The sequence below is a fragment of the Arthrobacter sp. 05N428_2 genome, assembly GCF_056397065.1.
In genome coordinates, this window is record NZ_JBFTMR010000006.1 from 183,502 (window position 1) to 200,413 (window position 16,912).

The 16,912-nt window shown below is 68.7% G+C and carries 20 protein-coding genes, 6 tRNA genes and 1 riboswitch; of the genes, 16 read left to right on the forward strand and 10 right to left on the reverse strand.

The genetic code is table 11. From position 1 onward, the window contains the following. Positions 1-4 precede the first annotated feature (4 nt). Positions 5-475, reverse strand: coding sequence for a SufE family protein (locus AC1DGI_RS09075; RefSeq protein WP_441399819.1), 471 nt, complete (start codon positions 473-475; stop codon positions 5-7). A 10-nt stretch (positions 476-485) separates the two neighbouring features. Then, positions 486-1,406, reverse strand: a complete 921-nt coding sequence (locus tag AC1DGI_RS09080; protein WP_476898538.1) for a sulfurtransferase — start codon at positions 1,404-1,406, stop codon at positions 486-488. Between the two features lie 213 nt (positions 1,407-1,619). Between AC1DGI_RS09080 and zapE the strand changes: the two genes are divergently transcribed. Further along, entirely contained in the window at positions 1,620-2,657 is a 1,038-nt protein-coding gene (gene zapE / locus AC1DGI_RS09085; protein WP_476898539.1) for a cell division protein ZapE, read from the forward strand. 78 nt (positions 2,658-2,735) lie between these two features. Here the strand turns inward: zapE and AC1DGI_RS09090 are convergent, their stop codons facing one another. The 7 genes from AC1DGI_RS09090 to AC1DGI_RS09120 all read right to left on the reverse strand — a co-directional run bounded on the left by AC1DGI_RS09090 (position 2,736) and on the right by AC1DGI_RS09120 (position 4,146). Continuing rightward, positions 2,736-3,002 (reverse strand): antitoxin, encoded by a 267-nt coding sequence (locus AC1DGI_RS09090; protein WP_476898540.1) that lies wholly within the window; start codon positions 3,000-3,002, stop codon positions 2,736-2,738. A gap of 161 nt (positions 3,003-3,163) precedes the next feature. Beyond that, a tRNA-Val gene (locus AC1DGI_RS09095) sits at positions 3,164-3,238 on the reverse strand. Positions 3,239-3,285: 47 nt separating this feature from the next. Further along, a tRNA-Gly gene (locus tag AC1DGI_RS09100) sits at positions 3,286-3,358 on the reverse strand. Positions 3,359-3,415: 57 nt separating this feature from the next. After that, positions 3,416-3,490, reverse strand: a tRNA-Val gene (locus tag AC1DGI_RS09105). A gap of 41 nt (positions 3,491-3,531) precedes the next feature. Then, positions 3,532-3,602, reverse strand: a tRNA-Cys gene (locus tag AC1DGI_RS09110). Positions 3,603-3,648: 46 nt separating this feature from the next. After that, positions 3,649-3,721 (reverse strand) — tRNA-Gly (locus AC1DGI_RS09115). Between the two features lie 146 nt (positions 3,722-3,867). Then, positions 3,868-4,146: a hypothetical protein gene (locus AC1DGI_RS09120; RefSeq protein WP_476898541.1), complete on the reverse strand. Its 279-nt coding sequence runs from the start codon at positions 4,144-4,146 to the stop codon at positions 3,868-3,870. Positions 4,147-4,243: 97 nt separating this feature from the next. Between AC1DGI_RS09120 and AC1DGI_RS09125 the strand changes: the two genes are divergently transcribed. The 14 genes from AC1DGI_RS09125 (at position 4,244) to hisF (ending at position 15,477) form a co-directional block, all read left to right on the forward strand. Next, a tRNA-Val gene (locus AC1DGI_RS09125) sits at positions 4,244-4,315 on the forward strand. An 86-nt stretch (positions 4,316-4,401) separates the two neighbouring features. After that, positions 4,402-5,247 (forward strand): cytochrome, encoded by an 846-nt coding sequence (locus AC1DGI_RS09130; protein WP_476898542.1) that lies wholly within the window; start codon positions 4,402-4,404, stop codon positions 5,245-5,247. 90 nt (positions 5,248-5,337) lie between these two features. Continuing rightward, the gene (def, locus tag AC1DGI_RS09135; protein WP_476898543.1) at positions 5,338-5,913 is read left to right on the forward strand and encodes a peptide deformylase; all 576 of its coding nucleotides are present in this window, start codon (positions 5,338-5,340) and stop codon (positions 5,911-5,913) included. Beyond that, positions 5,910-6,830 (forward strand): methionyl-tRNA formyltransferase, encoded by a 921-nt coding sequence (fmt, locus tag AC1DGI_RS09140; RefSeq protein WP_476898544.1) that lies wholly within the window; start codon positions 5,910-5,912, stop codon positions 6,828-6,830. The genes def and fmt overlap by 4 nt, the downstream gene beginning before the upstream one ends. Continuing rightward, positions 6,827-8,410 (forward strand): RsmB/NOP family class I SAM-dependent RNA methyltransferase, encoded by a 1,584-nt coding sequence (locus AC1DGI_RS09145; protein WP_476898545.1) that lies wholly within the window; start codon positions 6,827-6,829, stop codon positions 8,408-8,410. Before fmt ends, AC1DGI_RS09145 begins: the two co-directional genes overlap by 4 nt. Positions 8,411-8,472: 62 nt before the next feature. Beyond that, complete coding sequence (gene rpe / locus AC1DGI_RS09150) at positions 8,473-9,129, forward strand: ribulose-phosphate 3-epimerase (protein ID WP_476898546.1); 657 nt, start codon at positions 8,473-8,475, stop codon at positions 9,127-9,129. Between the two features lie 122 nt (positions 9,130-9,251). Then, positions 9,252-9,402: riboswitch (FMN riboswitch) on the forward strand. Between the two features lie 268 nt (positions 9,403-9,670). After that, on the forward strand, positions 9,671-10,750 hold the full coding sequence (gene ribD, locus AC1DGI_RS09155) for a bifunctional diaminohydroxyphosphoribosylaminopyrimidine deaminase/5-amino-6-(5-phosphoribosylamino)uracil reductase RibD (protein ID WP_476898593.1): 1,080 nt from the start codon (positions 9,671-9,673) through the stop codon (positions 10,748-10,750). Further along, positions 10,750-11,388 carry a riboflavin synthase gene (locus AC1DGI_RS09160; protein ID WP_476898547.1) on the forward strand — a complete coding sequence of 213 codons (639 nt, stop codon included), beginning with the start codon at positions 10,750-10,752 and terminating at the stop codon, positions 11,386-11,388. The genes ribD and AC1DGI_RS09160 overlap by 1 nt, the downstream gene beginning before the upstream one ends. Further along, complete coding sequence (ribB, locus tag AC1DGI_RS09165; RefSeq protein WP_476898548.1) at positions 11,385-12,065, forward strand: 3,4-dihydroxy-2-butanone-4-phosphate synthase; 681 nt, start codon at positions 11,385-11,387, stop codon at positions 12,063-12,065. Before AC1DGI_RS09160 ends, ribB begins: the two co-directional genes overlap by 4 nt. A 23-nt stretch (positions 12,066-12,088) precedes the next feature. Further along, positions 12,089-12,793: a GTP cyclohydrolase II gene (ribA, locus tag AC1DGI_RS09170; RefSeq protein ID WP_476898549.1), complete on the forward strand. Its 705-nt coding sequence runs from the start codon at positions 12,089-12,091 to the stop codon at positions 12,791-12,793. A gap of 71 nt (positions 12,794-12,864) precedes the next feature. Beyond that, the gene (ribH, locus tag AC1DGI_RS09175; RefSeq protein ID WP_476898550.1) at positions 12,865-13,350 is read left to right on the forward strand and encodes a 6,7-dimethyl-8-ribityllumazine synthase; all 486 of its coding nucleotides are present in this window, start codon (positions 12,865-12,867) and stop codon (positions 13,348-13,350) included. 80 nt (positions 13,351-13,430) lie between these two features. Then, positions 13,431-13,694 carry a phosphoribosyl-ATP diphosphatase gene (locus tag AC1DGI_RS09180; RefSeq protein WP_175321714.1) on the forward strand — a complete coding sequence of 88 codons (264 nt, stop codon included), beginning with the start codon at positions 13,431-13,433 and terminating at the stop codon, positions 13,692-13,694. Positions 13,695-13,793: 99 nt separating this feature from the next. Next, positions 13,794-14,636 carry an ATP phosphoribosyltransferase gene (gene hisG / locus AC1DGI_RS09185; RefSeq protein ID WP_476898551.1) on the forward strand — a complete coding sequence of 281 codons (843 nt, stop codon included), beginning with the start codon at positions 13,794-13,796 and terminating at the stop codon, positions 14,634-14,636. A 64-nt stretch (positions 14,637-14,700) separates the two neighbouring features. Further along, entirely contained in the window at positions 14,701-15,477 is a 777-nt protein-coding gene (gene hisF / locus AC1DGI_RS09190; protein WP_476898552.1) for an imidazole glycerol phosphate synthase subunit HisF, read from the forward strand. 94 nt (positions 15,478-15,571) lie between these two features. On the opposite strand, the gene AC1DGI_RS09195 is transcribed toward hisF, so the two are convergent. Next, the gene (locus AC1DGI_RS09195) at positions 15,572-16,216 is read right to left on the reverse strand and encodes a TIGR03085 family metal-binding protein (protein ID WP_476898553.1); all 645 of its coding nucleotides are present in this window, start codon (positions 16,214-16,216) and stop codon (positions 15,572-15,574) included. A 144-nt stretch (positions 16,217-16,360) separates the two neighbouring features. Between AC1DGI_RS09195 and hisI the strand changes: the two genes are divergently transcribed. Continuing rightward, positions 16,361-16,825, forward strand: coding sequence for a phosphoribosyl-AMP cyclohydrolase (hisI, locus tag AC1DGI_RS09200; RefSeq protein WP_476898554.1), 465 nt, complete (start codon positions 16,361-16,363; stop codon positions 16,823-16,825). The last annotated feature ends 87 nt before the right edge of the window (positions 16,826-16,912 follow it).

The window sequence follows — 16,912 nt, forward strand, 5'->3', positions numbered from 1 at the left end:
AGGCTTAGCCGTGCTGCGGCAGCGCAGCGACCTTGCGCTTGATCCGGCCAAGCATCGCCGTCATGCCGCGCATGCGGAGCGGGGTGATGGCCCGGGTGAGGCCGAGGAGATCGGGCATATCGTCCGGCACGGCCAGGATCTCAGCCGGGCTGAGGCCGTCCAGCCCCTCATGCAGCACGCCGGCGAACCCGCGGGTGGTGGGCGCCTCGGGCGGTGCCTTGAAAAACAGCCGGACACGTTCCGGCGCTGCGCCGGGCTGCCCGCCGTCGGCCGGTTCCGTCTCGATCGTGAGGAACAGCGGCGACTGGCATTCTACGACCTGCTCCATCAGCTCCGGATGGTCCTGGAGCCGGGCCGGAGGATCCGGCAGTTCGCGCGAAAATTCCAGCAACAACTGCAGCCGCTCGGCTTCGTCGAGGGCCTGGAAATCGTCAACAATGTCCGCCAGCGCGGCGGGGAGTGCAGAAGTATTCATCACTCCCAGCTTACGCACGCCCGGCGGGCACGGAACCTCGTTCGGTGCCCTTAACTATCGGGACGCGCACGGCATTGCCCCATTCGGTCCAGGATCCGTCGTAGTTGCGGACGGTCTCGAAGCCCAGCAGGTACTTGAGCGCGAACCAGGTGTGACTGGACCGCTCGCCGATCCGGCAGTAGGCCACCACGTCGTCGCCTTCCTTGAGCCCGGCCTCGTCCAGATAGAGGGCCTCCAGCTCGGGGCGGCTGCGGTAGGTACCGTCCTCGGCTGCGGCGCGGGCCCACGGGATGGAGGCGGCGGTGGGGATGTGGCCGCCGCGCAGGGCGCCCTCTTCCGGGTAGGCCGGCATGTGCGTGCGCTGGCCGGTGTATTCCTCGGCGGAGCGGACATCGATCAGCGGCTTGCCGAAGTGTGCCAGGACATCACCGATGAAGGCTCGGATGGGGGCGTCGTTGCGCTGCACCACCGGGTAGTCGCCCGGCGTGGGGGCCGTGCGGTCGGTGGCGACCGGGCGGCCTTCGGCGATCCACTTGTCACGGCCGCCGTCGAGCAGCCGAACGTCTTCGTGGCCGAACAGGGTAAAGACCCACAGGGCGTAGGCGGCCCACCAGTTGGACTTGTCGCCGTAGATCACCACGGTGCTGTCCCGGGAGATCCCCTTGGCGGCAGCCAGGGCGGCAAACGCCTTGCCGTCCACGTAGTCGCGGGTGACCTCGTCGTTCAGGTCCGTGTGCCAGTCAATCTTGACCGCGCCCGGGATGTGGCCGGTCTCGTAGAGCAGCACGTCCTCGTCGGATTCGACGACCACCAGGTTGCCGCCGTCGAGCGCGCCGCCGTCAATTGCCGCGGCAAGCCAGCCGGTGGAGACCAGCCGTTCGGGGTGGGCGTAGGCGGCGAATTTTTCGTTCTGCTCAACGGGGTAGGGCATGAAGCTGGCCTTTCACTGGGCGTTCGGGAGGCCGGGCCATGGGTGCTGCGCGGCGCGGGACCTATTACAACACTAGCCACGCCCCGGCGGGATTGCTCCACCGGCTACATACTCGGAAATATGGGCTTGATCACGTCCGTTCCCGGCCCGGAAGGGAAAACTGCCGTTGCCGGTATCCTTTCTGGGGATACCAGACCAGCAGAACGGACCACCTTGGTACAGATCGAACAGCTCGCCGCCAGAACGCCGGCGGTTTCCGTGGATCAACTCCTCAACGGGTTTTATCCATCGCCGCGCTTCGGTGGGGTGTCCTTTGCCAGCTACCGGCCAGATCCGGCCCAACCCAGCCAGGCCCACGCGGTCCGCGCCCTGGAAGGCTTCGCTGCCGGCGTCGGCGCGGGCGACGGGGACGGCCTGTTCAAGCGGCTCTTCGGCAAGAAGGACACCTCGCGGGCGGGCATTTACCTCGACGGCGGCTTCGGCGTCGGCAAGACCCACCTGCTGGCTTCGCTGTGGCACGCGGCCCCGGGACCCAAGGCCTTCGGCACCTTCGTGGAGTACACCAACCTGGTGGGGGCGCTCTCCTTCCGCAAGACGGTGGACGCCCTCAGCGGCTACAAGCTGGTCTGCATCGACGAGTTCGAGCTCGACGATCCGGGCGACACGGTCCTGATGTCGCGGCTGATGCGCGAACTCGCCGACGCCGGCGTCAAGCTCGCCGCGACATCCAATACACTGCCTGGCTCGCTGGGCGACGGCCGCTTTGCCGCCGTCGATTTCGCCCGCGAGATCCAGGTCCTCGCGGACCAGTTCGACGTCGTCCGGATCGACGGCGAGGACTTCCGCCACCGCGGCCTGCCGAAGGCGCCCGCGCCGCTGCGCAACGACGAACTCACGCACCACATGCAGGCGGAGTTCGACGGCCAAACGGTGGCCAGGGACGAATTCAGCACCCTGATCAACCACCTGGCCGGCGTCCACCCCAGCCGCTACCGGCAGCTGCTCGACGGAATCGACGGCGTCGTGTGGCGCAACGTCGAGACCATCACAGAGCAGGCCGTGGCACTGCGCTTCGTAGTGCTGGCGGACCGGCTGTACGACAAGGACGTCCCGATCCTGGCCAGCGGCGTACCGTTCGACCAGCTCTTCACCGAAGAAATGATGACCGGCGGCTACATGAAGAAGTACTTCCGCGCCGTGTCCCGGCTCACCGCCCTGGCCCGGGAAGGCCAGAACCACGAGCCGTCCTAACCCCCGCGTTGGTCCTTAAACGACAGAGGTGCCGGCGCCGCCTCTCGGCGGGACCGGCACCTCGCTGACGTACCTGGGTCAGAGGCCCTGCTGCCGGGGTTCCCCGGCGACGGGTGACTCTTCCGCGACGTGCGGCTCGGCGACGGTGGCCGTTTCCGGCTGGCCGCCCGCGTTGTCCACGAAGTCGGAGGCGCCCCGCTGAACGGAATCGACCTTGTCGGCGTACTTTCCGCCGGTCTTCGAATCGACGAAATCACCCGCCTTCTCGATCCCGTCCTTGATGGTTTGTTCGTTGCCATCAATCAGATGCTGAGCCTTGCCCTTTAGATCGTCAAGCAATCCCACGGGCACCTCCCTTCTGTCGCGGAGCCAGATCGCTCCTAGCCCTTCGATCCTAATCGCCGGGCTGGAGGGTGCCAAGGGTCTACGCCCAGAGGAGAACGACCCTGGTCGGTGCAGGCCCGCGCCGGGCAGCAAAAAAAGCAGCCCCGGGGGAGCTGCTTTCATGGTGGGCGATACTGGGATCGAACCAGTGACCTCTTCCGTGTCAGGGAAGCGCGCTACCGCTGCGCCAATCGCCCGCAACCGGAAGGATCCGGAGTGGAGTTGTGTGAATCTCGAAACAGAGAGCGGACGACGAGATTCGAACTCGCGACATCCACCTTGGCAAGGTGGTGCTCTACCAGCTGAGCTACGTCCGCATTTTTAGTCCGTTCCGGCGGGGCCGGCGGTACTGGATAAAGGAAGTTGCCTTGCCTTGGTGGGCGATACTGGGATCGAACCAGTGACCTCTTCCGTGTCAGGGAAGCGCGCTACCGCTGCGCCAATCGCCCCTTCGCATCCGGTCGGAACCGGAAAACCAGGGTTTTCACCGAGGTGGGTACGGGATTCGAACCCGTGTATACGGCTTTGCAGGCCGCTGCCTCGCCTCTCGGCCAACCCACCGTGTAGCCAAAGTTCCTAAGAGCCGTGGCTGTGACAGTGTCCTGCGAGCGGACGACGAGATTCGAACTCGCGACATCCACCTTGGCAAGGTGGTGCTCTACCAGCTGAGCTACGTCCGCAGTGTTGCCTGCGATTCAGTGCCGTTATCGGCAATTCCTCGCGTTCCAACGAGTAAGAACTCTATAGGAGGTTCAGGCAATCCACAAATCGAAAGGCGGTCCGTGCCGCGGTACCCCCGCCCTTCCCTGCAATCTAGCGGATTTTCCTAATTACATGCATGTAATTCACCGGTCCGGGTCCAGGCGCCCGGCCGGGCGTCCGACGCCGGCGGTGCTGCCTTGTGTACGACGCCGGACGGCGCTGCTTTAACTCCGACGGCGGCCGCGACTTTAACTCCGACGGCGGCCGCGACCAGGGCGGCGACGCCGACGGCGACGGGCCGGAGTGGGTCGGCGGAAGGCGCGAGCGTTGCCGGGCGCGTCACTCCGTCGATTTGCCGACGATGGCCGCCCAGCCGGCCCGCGTTGCGGCCATCTTCGTCCATTGGACGCAGCGCGGAGGAGCGCATTGAGCGGCCCGGCCGGCGTCGAGCCCACCGATTTCGAATTTCCGCCGGGGTGGGCTAGCATTCAATGGCACCGGGGCGATTGGCGCAGTGGTAGCGCGCTTCGTTCACACCGAAGAGGTCACTGGTTCGAACCCAGTATCGCCCACCTGGAAAATGGTCCGTTCCGCTCACAGAGCGGGGCGGGCCATTTTGCTTTCCTCCAGTGTCCGACCCCTGTGAAAGAGTCTTTCTATGACCGCTCCACTCCTTGCCCACGCCACCGAATACGGCCGGATGTATGCCCGCTCCACGTCTGAGCAGTTCTCCGTCCCGTCGATCACCACCGTGATCGGCCAGCAACCCCACGGCCTGGACGGCTGGTTCGGCTACATGGGTGCCAGCAGCCTGGCCGCGGATCCGTCCTTGCCCGCCATCCTGGGGAGCCCGGCCAAGGTCCGGCAGGCGGTCAGCCGTGCGGCCAAGGCGGCCGAGACGCACCGGGACGACGCCGCCAAGCGCGGCGACCGCGTGCACAACTATTGCGAGCAGGTGGCCCTCCGCGCCCTCGGCCGCCCGCACCTGATGAAGGAAACCCGGGAGGCGCTGGCGGCCAACGGCGAGGAAGCCTTCGCCGCCCGGTTTGACGAGTGGTGGGAGCTTTTCCAGGTGGAGCCGATTGCTCCCGAGATCACGGTGTGGAACAAGACGGTGGGCTACGCAGGAACCCTTGACCTGGTGGCCCGGATCAACGGCCGGACCTGCCTCATCGACTATAAGACCAAGGGCACCAGCCGCGACGGCACCGTCAAGCCGCTCGATGCCAAGGTGGTCATGCAGTTGGTGGCCGGGATGAAAGCCGAGGAAAGCCTGGTGGACCCGGTGGCGGGGGAGTGGGAAGCCTGGCAGCACGGTGAATCCCCGATGCTGCTCGCCGTGGCGATCGGCGAGACGGAAGTCCGGCCGCAGCGGGCCAACCCGGAGGTGCTCAAGCACCACTGGTGGAAGTTCTGCGCGCTGCGCCGTGTCTGGGAGATGTCCGCCGACTCGCTGGCCGCCGGACCCGCGCTGTTGCCGATCGCACCGCCGGTTGCCCGCTAGGCAGCACCTGCCACGGCAGGACCACCGCCGGATTTCTGCCACTAAACTGGATGGAATCCTGTAGCCGCCCACCGTGAGGACCGATTTGCCATGGCCATTTTGAATATCCGCATCATCGGGGACCCTGTGCTGCGCACAGTTGCGGATCCCGTGACGGAATTCGGGCCGGAGCTCGAAAAGCTCGTTGCCGACATGACCGAAACCATGGAGGACGTTGAGGGCGCCGGCCTGGCCGCGCCCCAGGTCGGGATCAGCCAGCGCGTCTTCACGTACCGGATTCGCGGGGTCGAAGGGCACATCATCAACCCGGTGCTGGAAAACAGCGAGGACTTCCAACCGGACGAGGTGGAAGGCTGCCTGTCCATCCCCGGTCTGGGTTTCCCGGTCCGCCGGCGCCGTACCACCCGCGTCACCGGCGTCGACCTGCACGGCAACCCGGTGGTGGTGGAAGGTGAGGGCATGCTCGCCCGCGTCTTCCAGCACGAGACCGACCACCTCGACGGGATCCTGTTCACCGACCGGCTCGAAGGCGAGGACCGCAAAGCCGCCCTGCGGGCCATCCGCAACGCCAACTATGACGCCATCACAGAGCAGACGACGGCGAAGCGGGCCAAAACCGTCGGCTCCAGCTTCGGCGCGGGTTCCTCTTTCGGAACCGGCCAGTGAGGGTCCTCTTCGCGGGAACCCCGGCCGTCGCCGTGCCCTCGCTGGACGCGCTCGTCGCAGCCGGCTTCGACGTCGTCGCTGTCCTGACCCGGCCGGACGCCCCGCTGGGCCGCAAGCGGGTGCTCACGCCGTCGCCGGTGGCCGTCCGGGCCGCGGAGCTCGGCATCGAGGTCATCCACGCCGCCAAGGTCGACGCCGCGGTGACCGCCAGGATCCAGGCTGCCGCGCCCGACGTGGCCGCCATCGTCGCCTACGGCGGGCTCATTCCGCGCGCGGCCCTCGAGTTGCCCCGGCACGGCTGGATCAACCTGCACTTTTCCTTGCTTCCGGCCTGGCGCGGTGCGGCTCCCGTGCAGCGCGCGCTCATCGCCGGGGACGACCTGACCGGCGCGGTGACCTTCCGGCTCGAAGAGGGCCTGGACACCGGACCGGTGTTCGGCACCCTGACTGAGGCCGTCCGGCCGGCGGATACCGCCGGCGAACTGCTGGAGCGCCTGTCGCACAGCGGCGCGGTGCTGCTGACCCAGACCCTCTCCGCCGTCGACGCCGGCCGGGCCACGGCCGTCCCGCAGCAGGGTGACATCAGCCTTGCCCCCAAGCTGACGCTCGAGGACGGCCGGTTGGACTGGCAGCAGCCGGCCCTCGCGATTGGACGCAGGTCCCGCGGTGTCACGCCGGAACCCGGCGCCTGGACCACGCTGCGGGGGCAGCGCGTCAAGCTCGAACCGGTGCTGCTCCGTCCTGCCGCAGCGGCGCTCCGCCCGGGGCAGGTGGCTCTCGACGGGAAAGCTGTCCTGGTCGGGACCGGCTCGCACCCCGTGGAGCTCACCCGGGTCCAGCCGTCGGGCAAGAAAATGATGACCGCCGCCGATTGGGCGCGCGGACAGGCAACCCTTGAAAGCGTGGTCTTCGAATGAGCGAATCCGGAACAAGCGGCAGCGGCCGCGGACAGGGCCGCCAGTCCGGCGGCCAAGGCTCCGGCGGCCAGGGGCCCCGGGCCGGCGTCAGGCGCAACGCGCAGGGACGCGAACGGAACCGCGGCCCGCAGCGCGGCTTCACCGAAAACGCCCCCTCCCAGCGCACCAGGCGCGCCGACCCGGCCCGTCTGGTGGCCTTTGAGGTGTTGCGCGCGGTGGCCGCCGAGGACGCGTACGCCAACCTGGTGCTGCCGGCCCGGATCCGGCACCACGGACTGGACAAGCGCGACGCCGGTTTCGCCACCGAACTCAGCTACGGCGCGCTCCGCGGCCAGGGCACCTACGACGCCGTGCTGGCCCGCTGCGTCGACCGCCCGCTGGACCAGCTGGACCCGGCCGTCCTCGACGCGCTCCGGATCGGCACCCATCAGCTGCTGGCCATGCGGGTCCCGGCGCACGCAGCCCTCGACGAGACAGTGGGCCTGGCCCGCGCCGTGATCGGTGCCGGCCCGTCCGGACTGATCAACGCCGTGCTCCGCAAGGTTTCCGCGCACACCCTGGACGAGTGGCTTGAACTGCTGCTCAGCGACGAACCGGACGAGAMCAAGGTGGCCTCGGCCCGCTACGCCCACCCCGAGTGGATCGTGCGCGCCTTCCGGCAGTCCCTCGTGGCGCACGGACGCCCGGTCACGGAAATCAACGAACTCCTGGAGGCAGACAACGCCGCTCCCGTGGTGAACCTCGTGGCGCTGCCCGGCCTCGGCAGCCTGGCTGAAGCGCTGGAAAGCGGCGCCACCCCGGGCGAGCTGGTCGAAGGATCGGCGCTCTCCAGCGGCGGCGACCTCGGCCGGCTCGGCTCCGTCCGCGACGGCAGCACCCGGGTCCAGGACGTCGGCTCCCAGCTGGTGGCGCGCGCCCTCGCAGCCGTGGACCTTCGCCCGAACGGTTCGGCAAACGCCGTACCGGAAAACGGCGCCGACGGCGAACGCTGGCTGGATCTCTGCGCCGGACCAGGCGGCAAAGCCGCTCTGCTCGGCGCCCTCGCCCGGCAGCAGGGCGCTACCCTGCTCGCCAACGAGCCCGCGCCGCACCGCGCGAAACTCGTCCGCCAGGCCCTGGCCGCCGTCCCGCACGAGGTCTGGCACGTTCGCACCGGCGACGGCCGCGAGGTCGGAACCGAAATGGCGGAGAGCTTCGACCGGGTGCTCGTGGACGTTCCCTGCACCGGGCTGGGCGCCCTGCGCCGTCGTCCGGAGTCGCGCTGGCGGCGCACCCCCAAGGACCTGGTGGACCTGGGCCCGCTGCAGCGGGAGCTGCTGCGGTCCGCCCTGGACGCGGTCAAGCCGGGCGGTGTCGTGGCGTACGTGACGTGCTCCCCGCACCCGGCCGAGACGACCGCCGTCGTGAGCGACGCGCTGCGCAAGCGCGACGACCTTGAGCTGCTCGACGCCGGCGCCGCCCTGGACCGGGTGAGCCTCACCGGCCACCTCGAGGCCGGCCACGAGCTCACCGCGCAGCTCTGGCCGCACCGGCACCGCACGGATGCCATGTTCCTGGCGCTCATCCACAAGAAAGCCTGAGCCCCGGGCCATACTGGCACCAGCTACCTGACCTACCGACCAGCGAAACGAAGAGGAAATCCATGGCCCAGTGCTGCATCCACCCGAGCATTCTTTCGGCGGACTTCGCAAACCTCCAGTCCGAGCTTCACCGGATCAGCACCGCGGACGCCGTGCACGTGGACGTGATGGACAACCACTTCGTGCCCAACCTCTCGCTCGGGCTCCCCGTGGTCCGGCGGCTGCAGGAAGTCAGCCCGGTCCCGCTCGACGCACACCTCATGATTGAGCACGCCGACCGGTGGGCTCCCGCCTACGCCGACGCCGGTGTGGCCTCGGTGACGTTCCACGCCGAAGCATCGGTCGCGCCGGTGAAGCTGGCCCGGGACTTGCGCGACCGTGGCGCCAAGGCGGGCCTGGCGCTCCGGCCCGGCAGCGCGGTAGAGCCGTTCCTCGACATGCTCGAGGAACTGGACATGATCCTGATCATGACGGTGGAACCCGGCTTCGGCGGCCAGGAGTTCCTGGACCTCACCCTGCCCAAGATCCGCCGGGCACGGGCGGCGATAGACGCCTCTGGACTGGACATCAAGCTGCAGGTGGACGGCGGCATCACCGAGGAGACCATCTGGCGCGCCGCCGAGGCCGGGGCTGACGTCTTCGTGGCAGGGTCCGCGGTGTACGGCGCCGATGACCCGGCGGACGCGATCGACCGGCTGCGGGCCGCGGCCGGCCGGTAGCCTTCGGGCGGCGGCCGGCTGTCCAGCCGGGGCCGCCCCGCCGGAACATGACGAACCGTGTACCGTCCGTTCCGCGGGAATAGACGGGCGGACGCGTCGGTTGTGTCACAATAGCTACACACATACGTGCTCCGGGGTCGGTGTAAGTCCGAACCGGCGGTTATAGTCCGCGACCCGCGAGCCGGCAGCTTCCCCTGGGAGGCTGACGGCGGACGGTTGAACCGGTGAAATTCCGGTACCGACAGTTAAAGTCTGGATGAGAGAAGCACGTACAGCTGTTACTGCGGCGTCCTGAGGATGCCGCGGAAGTGCGCTGTCGTATACCCCCGGAGCCATCGCGGTTCTGAGGGAAGGAACGACAAACACACATGAACCCTTTGCGATGGCTCTTCGCCACCACCGCGGTCCTGCGGGACCGGGCGGATGGCAAATGAGCGCCCAGCAGGCGGCCGCCGGGCCGCAACATAACAACAGCAGGGACAGTGGCGCGACGGACCACGCGGAAGTCGACGCCGGCTTCAGCGCCGCCGAGACGGCCGCCATGAACGCCGCCCTCGCCGCAGCAGCGCGGGGCCCGCGGGGCGCGAACCCCCTGGTGGGCGCCGTCGTGATCGGCAGCGACGGCAGACCCCTCGTGACCGGCTACCACCGCGGTGCCGGCACCCCCCATGCCGAGGTCGACGCGATCTCGGAGGCCGCGGCCGCCGGAGTGGACCTCAACGGCACCACCATGGTGGTCTCGCTGGAGCCCTGCAACCACCGCGGCCGCACGGGTCCGTGCGCCCAGGCCATCATCGACGCCGGCATCGCCGCCGTCGTCTACGCCGTGGACGACCCGCACGATCCGGCCGCCGGGGGAGCGGCAACCCTGCGCGCCGCCGGAGTCCGGGTCCGCTCGGGGCTGGCCGCCGTCGACGCCCTGGACCTCAACCGGGGCTGGTTCGACGCCGTGGCCGCCAAACGGCCATTCGTCACCCTGCACATCGCGCAGACACTGGACAGCCGGATCGCGGCCAGCGACGGCACCAGCCAGTGGATCTCCAGCCCGGAGTCGCTGGCCGACAACCACGCGCTGCGCGGCCGGATCGACGCGATCCTGGTCGGCACCCAGACGGTCCTGGTGGACAACCCGCGGCTCACGGCCCGGAACCCCGACGGCGAACCGGCCCAAAAGCAGCCGCTGCGGGCCGTCATGGGCCTGCGCGGGATCCCCGAGGGCGCCGCGGTCAACGGCGGCGACGGTAAGGTCCTGCACCTGCCGACCCGGGCGCCCAGCGAGGCCCTGGACCGCCTGTTCGACGCCGGCGTCCGGCACCTGATGGTCGAGGGCGGCTCGCGGATCCTGAGCGCCTTCCTGACGGCCGGCCTTGTCGACGAGCTCATCGTCTACCTCGCCCCGACGCTGCTCGGCGCCGGCACGGCCGCCCTGGACGACCTCGGCATCGGCACCCTCGCCGACGCCCAGCAGTGGGACTGGGACGAGGCCACGGGCGGCGCCGTCCGCAGACTGGGCCGCGACCTGCGGCTGCACCTCCGTCCCGCCGCCGCGCCCCGCGCCACCGATACTTCATCCGATTCCACCCCGCGCAGCGACGCGGACACCGCCGCAGGAGGCTACTGATGTTTACCGGAATTATCGCCGAACAAGGGAAGGTGCTCTCCGTTGAGCGCGACGGCGACACCAGCGCCACGCTGCGCCTCCACGCCCCTGTCAGCACGGAGGGACTCGCCCTCGGCGGCTCGATCGCCGTCAACGGGGTCTGCCTGACCGCCACGGACATCGAGGGCACAGACTTCAGCGTCGACGTCATGGGCGAGACACTGGTCCGCAGCACCATCGGGGGCCTGGCCGCCGGCGATCCGGTCAACCTGGAACGCTGCGTCCCGGCCGGCGGCCGGCTCGACGGCCACGTCGTGCAGGGTCACGTCGACGGCGTCGGACACTTGCTGGAACGCGAGGCGCTCGGCAACTGGGACCGGCTGCGCTTCGGCGTGCCGCTCGCCTTGGCCCGCTACATTGCCGAGAAGGGCTCGATCGCCATCGACGGCGTCTCCCTGACCGTCACGGCCGTAAGCCCGGCCCCTGAACCGGCCCCGTGGTTCGAAGTCGGACTGATCCCCACCACGCTGGCCGAAACCGGCCTGGGCGCCAAAGCTGTGGGCGGGGCCGTCAACCTCGAGGTCGACGTGCTGGCCAAATATACCGAGCGCCTGCTCGCCTTTGTTCCCGCCGCACACGGTCAGGAGGCCGCATCATGAGCCGGCTGCAGGACCCGCAGGGACTCGCCGTGGACACGCCGGCCCTGGATCCGATTGAAGACGCCATCCGGGCCATGGCCGCCGGCCGGCCGGTGCTGGTGGTCGACAACGAAGACCGCGAAAACGAAGGCGACATCATCTTCGCCGCGCAACACGCCACCCCCGCCTTGATGGGCTGGACCGTCCGGTACAGCTCCGGCGTGATTTGCGTGCCGCTCACCAGCGAACGGGCCGACGCCCTGGCGTTGCCGCCCATGGCAGTCATCAACCAGGACGCCAAAGGGACCGCCTACACGGTTTCGTGCGACGCGGCGGTGGGCGTGAGCACCGGCATCTCGGCCACGGACCGGGCCCTGACGGCCCGGATTCTGGCCGATCCGACCAGCCAGCCGAATTCGCTGACCCGGCCCGGGCATGTTTTCCCTCTTCGCGCCGTTAAGGGTGGTGTGCGGGAACGTCCCGGCCACACCGAGGCAGCCGTTGAGCTGTGCCGGCTGGCCGGCCTCGAACCCGTGGGCGTGATCGCAGAAGTGGTGCACGACGATGGAGAAATGATGCGGCTGGACGGACTTCGCGGCTTTGCCGTCGAACATGGCTGCCCGCTGATCTCGATTGCCGACCTGGTGGCGTACCTTAATTCCGGGGACGCCGACGGACACCCATCGGCATCCGCCTGAGATATCTGGACTGAGGAGAGACAATGACGACTTCTGAAGCGCACCCGGCCACCCCGGGCCAGCGGCCGCATCCGGTTTCCGGCGGACCGATCGTCCAGCTGCCCACCGCCCACGGCGACTTCGTGGCACAGGCCTGGACCGACCTGGCGACCGGCGCCGAGCACCTCGCCGTCAGTTCGCCGCTGCCGGCCACGGACGGCCAAGCCCCCCTGGTCCGGTTGCACTCCGAATGCCTCACCGGGGACGTATTCGGTTCCTACCGCTGCGACTGCGGCGAACAGTTGGCCTTCGCCCTGGAAATGATCCACGAATACGGTGGCACCCTGCTCTACCTGCGCGGCCAGGAAGGCCGGGGCATCGGCCTGGCCAACAAGATCAAGGCCTACGCCCTGCAGGAGGCCGGCTTCGACACCGTGGAAGCCAACGAACAACTCGGGCTGCCGGTGGACGCCCGCTGCTACAAGGCCGCGGCCCAGATCCTCGCCGAAATGGGCCTCCACGAGATCCGGTTGCTGAGCAACAACCCGGATAAGCAGGACCGGCTCGCGCAGGCCGGCGTCCGGGTTGTCGAGATGGTGCCCACCGAGGTGCCGTCCCGGGAACAGAACATCCGCTACCTGCAGACCAAGAAGGACCGGATGGACCACCGGCTGGTCCTGGACATGGAACCCGCGCCCGCCGCGGGGCTTGGCTCGGGACAAGTCGGCTTCGACCACGAACAAGGCTGAGTCCCGTCCGGCACCAGCACCCGCCCTACCCACCCACCATCCACGCCCACCATCCACAGCAAGGAACTCGCATGAGCGGCCACGGCGCCCCCCAGATCGACCTCACCACTTTCGAACCCGGCGAAACCTCCCGGCTCAAGCTCGCCATTGTGGCCGCCAGTTGGCACACCGAAATCATGGATGGGCTGCTCGACGGCGCCCTGCGCGCCGCCAAGGACGCCGGCATCGGCGAACCCACCGTGCTGCGCGTCCCCGGAACCTTTGAACTGCCGGTCGCTGCGGCCCGGCTGGCACCGCACTTCGACGCCGTCGTGGCGCTCGGCGTCGTGATCCGCGGCGGCACCCCGCACTTCGAGTACGTCTGCGAAGCCGCCACCCTCGGCCTGACCGAGGTCAGCGTCCGCACCGGCGTGCCGGTCGGTTTCGGTGTGCTGACCTGCGACACCGAACAGCAGGGCCTCGACCGGGCCGGGCTGGCCGGCTCCAAGGAAGACAAGGGCCACGAGGCCGTCACCGCGGCCCTGGCCACCGCCGTCACGCTGAAGCAATACACCTAGGCTGTGTATTCCCTCACATCCGCGTCGTCATGCAAGGACCGGCAGGCGTGGTCCGGCCGTGAACAAGTAGGCTGGAAGGCGTGAAGAATTTCGAGTCGCTGTTCGCAGAACTGAGCGAGAAGGCAGCCACCCGCCCGGAGGGCTCCCGCACCGTCGCTGAACTGGAGTCCGGAATCCACGGCATCGGCAAGAAAGTCGTGGAGGAAGCGGCCGAGGTCTGGATGGCTGCCGAGTACGAATCCGATGAGGCCGCAGCGGAAGAGATTTCGCAATTGCTCTACCATCTGCAGGTTCTGATGCTCGCCAAGGGACTCAGCCTGGAAGACGTCTACAAGCATCTCTAGCCACGTCGCGCTGTCCTGGACTGACCTGCGTCCGCTCAGGACGGCGCACCCGTGGCCCGCAGAGCCCTGATGACTTCCTAACCAGAAAGAACACCTGCCATGCTGAGAGTTGCCGTCCCGAACAAGGGATCCCTGTCCGAAGCCGCCTCGGCGATGCTCGCCGAAGCCGGTTACCGCCAGCGCCGCGACAGCCGCGAACTGGTCTTGGTGGACCCCGACAATGACATCGAGTTCTTCTTCCTCCGCCCGCGTGACATCGCCGTGTACGTCGGCCAAGGCACCCTCGACGTCGGCATCACCGGCCGCGACCTGCTGCTCGATGCCGAGGTGGAAGCGGAGGAGCTGTTGCAGCTGGGCTTCGCCGTGTCCACATTCCGGTTTGCCGGCCCGGTGGGGGATTTCACTTCCATCGACCAGCTCGAAGGCAAGCGCCTCGCCACCAGCTATGACGGGTTGCTTCGCGGCTACCTCGCCGAGCGCGGCATCAACGCCAAAGTCGTGCGCCTCGACGGGGCGGTCGAATCTTCCGTCCGGCTCGGCGTCGCGGACGCAATCGCCGACGTCGTCGAGACCGGCACCACGCTCAAGGCCGCCGGGATGGAGATCTTCGGCGAGCCCATCCTGGATTCGGAGTCGGTCCTGATCGGCCGCCCAGGCGAGCAGAACGCGGCCATCGAAGTGCTGATCCGGCGCCTCCAGGGGGTCCTGGTGGCCCGCCGGTACGTGCTGATGGACTACGACATCCGCAAGGAGCTCGTGGAGCAGGCCGCCGGCCTGACGCCCGGGCTGGAGTCGCCGACCGTGTCGCCGCTGCGCGATTCGGACTGGGTGGCCGTCCGTTCCATGGTGCCCAAGAAGGAAACCAACCGGGTCATGGACGAACTCTACGACCTCGGCGCCCGGGCCATCCTGGTCAGCAGCATCCACGCCTGCCGGATCTAGCGCCGCACCCCGTGAAGCCACCGTCCATCAGTCCATCGTCCGTACGCCCAGTCCAGGAGCAGCCATGTCTGTAGCCGTCCGCGTCATCCCGTGCCTGGACGTCGACGCCGGCCGCGTGGTCAAGGGCATCAACTTCGAAGGCCTTCGCGATGCCGGCGACCCGGTGGAACTCGCGCACCGCTACGACAACGGCGGCGCCGACGAGCTCACGTTCCTCGACGTCACGGCTTCCTCGGGCAACCGCGAAACCACGTTCGACGTCGTCCGCCGGACGGCCGAGGAAGTGTTCATCCCGCTGACCGTCGGCGGCGGCGTTCGCGGCGTGGCCGAGGTGGACAAGCTGCTGCGCTGTGGTGCGGACAAGGCCGCCATCAACACGGCGGCCGTGGCCCGGCCCGATGTGATTGATGAGATCACCCGGCACTTCGGCTCCCAGGTCCTGGTGCTCTCCCTCGACGCGCGGCGCACCCGTCCCGGCTCGACACCGACCCCTTCCGGGTTCGAGGTCACCACGCACGGCGGCCGCCAGGGCACCGGCATCGACGCCCTGGCCTGGGCACGGGAGGCGGCCGACCGCGGCGTCGGCGAGATCCTGCTCAATTCAATCGATGCCGACGGCACCAAGGACGGCTTCGACCTGGAGCTGATCCGGCTGGCCCGCGCCAGCGTAAAGGTGCCGCTGATCGCCTCCGGCGGTGCCGGCAAGCCCGAGCACTTCCCGCCGGCCGTGGCTGCCGGCGCTGACGCCGTCCTGGCCGCCTCGGTATTCCACTTCGGTCCGCTCGACATGATCGCCCAGGTCAAGGCCGCCATCCGCGAGGCGGGCTTCGAAGTCCGCTAAGGGGACTTCCGCACCGGACGAACGTAGGTTGTGCCTGGGCCCACACCCGCAGGGTTCCCTGGCCGAGCTTGCGAGGTTAGGGAGCGGGTGGGGATTACAGGCCGACTTCGGCGGACTGCAGCAGGGCTACGGCGTCCGGCTGGCCTTCGAACGTCACCAGCGCGTGCCGGGTCCGGCCGTGGGCGTGCATCAGGAGTTCACCCGGTTCGCCGACGATTGCGACCGAGACAGGGGCGCGCTTGGCCACGTGTCGGGGGCCGGAGGGGCGCACCAGCACGATGCCCAGGTCCACGCCGCGGTACAAGATGGCGGCGCGCTTGATCAGTTCGCCCCAGAGCGCGTCAGAGTAGGCCTCGTCCAGGGCCCGCGGCGCCCACCGGTCCACCGCGCGGCGGACGTCCTCGGTGTGCACGAAGTACTCGATCAGGTTGGAGCTCTCGTCCAGGGCCTTGATCCGCAGGGGGGAGAACGCGGGCGGCCCGGAGCGGAAGGTGTTGACCAGCTTGGCGTACGCGTCCGGGGTTCGGACCTTGGCGGCGAGGTCGGCAGTTGCCTGGTCCGAGGCCTTGGACAGCCGCTTGATCAGCRGCCCGAGTCCGACGCGGGCTTTGCGCTCCCGCAGGTACAGGTGGGCGGCAAGGTCCCGGGTCTGCCAGCCCTGGCAGAGCGTGGGGGAGTCAGGACCGGCCGCCAGCAGGGTTTCGGCCAGGACTTCTCGGGATGGTTCGACGAATTGCATCACTTGTGAAAGTAGCACGAGACGCGCGCCTGTGGGCACAGGAAGGGGCGTGGTTTTGGCGCCGGCGGGCTTTTCGCCGGGATGTTAAGCACGGTGCCGCGCCCGCCGGGCGGCGCAGGGCCCGGAGGCACTAGACTTAACCTGATGTCTGAGCAGCCTGCCCCCGCCCCCGTCAGCGAATCCGCCCCTGAATTGGCCCGCGAATCCGTCCCTGAATTCGTCGGTGAGCCCGCCGTGGAGACAGCCGGTCAGGGTCCGCTGCCGGCCGGTCTTGCCGGGTCCCTGAAACGGGACAGCGTCGGCCTGGTGGCTGCAATCATCCAGCAGTTCGACACCAACGAGGTGCTCATGCTGGGTTGGATGGATGATGAGGCGCTGCACCGCACCATGACCAGCGGCCGGGTCACGTTCTTCTCCCGCTCCCGCCAGGAGTACTGGCGGAAGGGAGACACCTCCGGCCACGTGCAATGGGTCAAGTCCCTCGCGCTGGACTGCGACGGCGACGCCCTGCTGGTCCGGGTCGACCAGGTCGGCGCGGCCTGCCACACGGGGACCCGGACGTGCTTCGACGGGCGCGCGCTGGACGCCGTCGTCGGTCCCGCCGACTGACCCGCCCGCGGCGCACCCGGACCGTCAGCGCACGCCGGCCATCAGCGCCGGCCCTTCACCAGCTTCAGACCAAGAGAACAGGCGGAC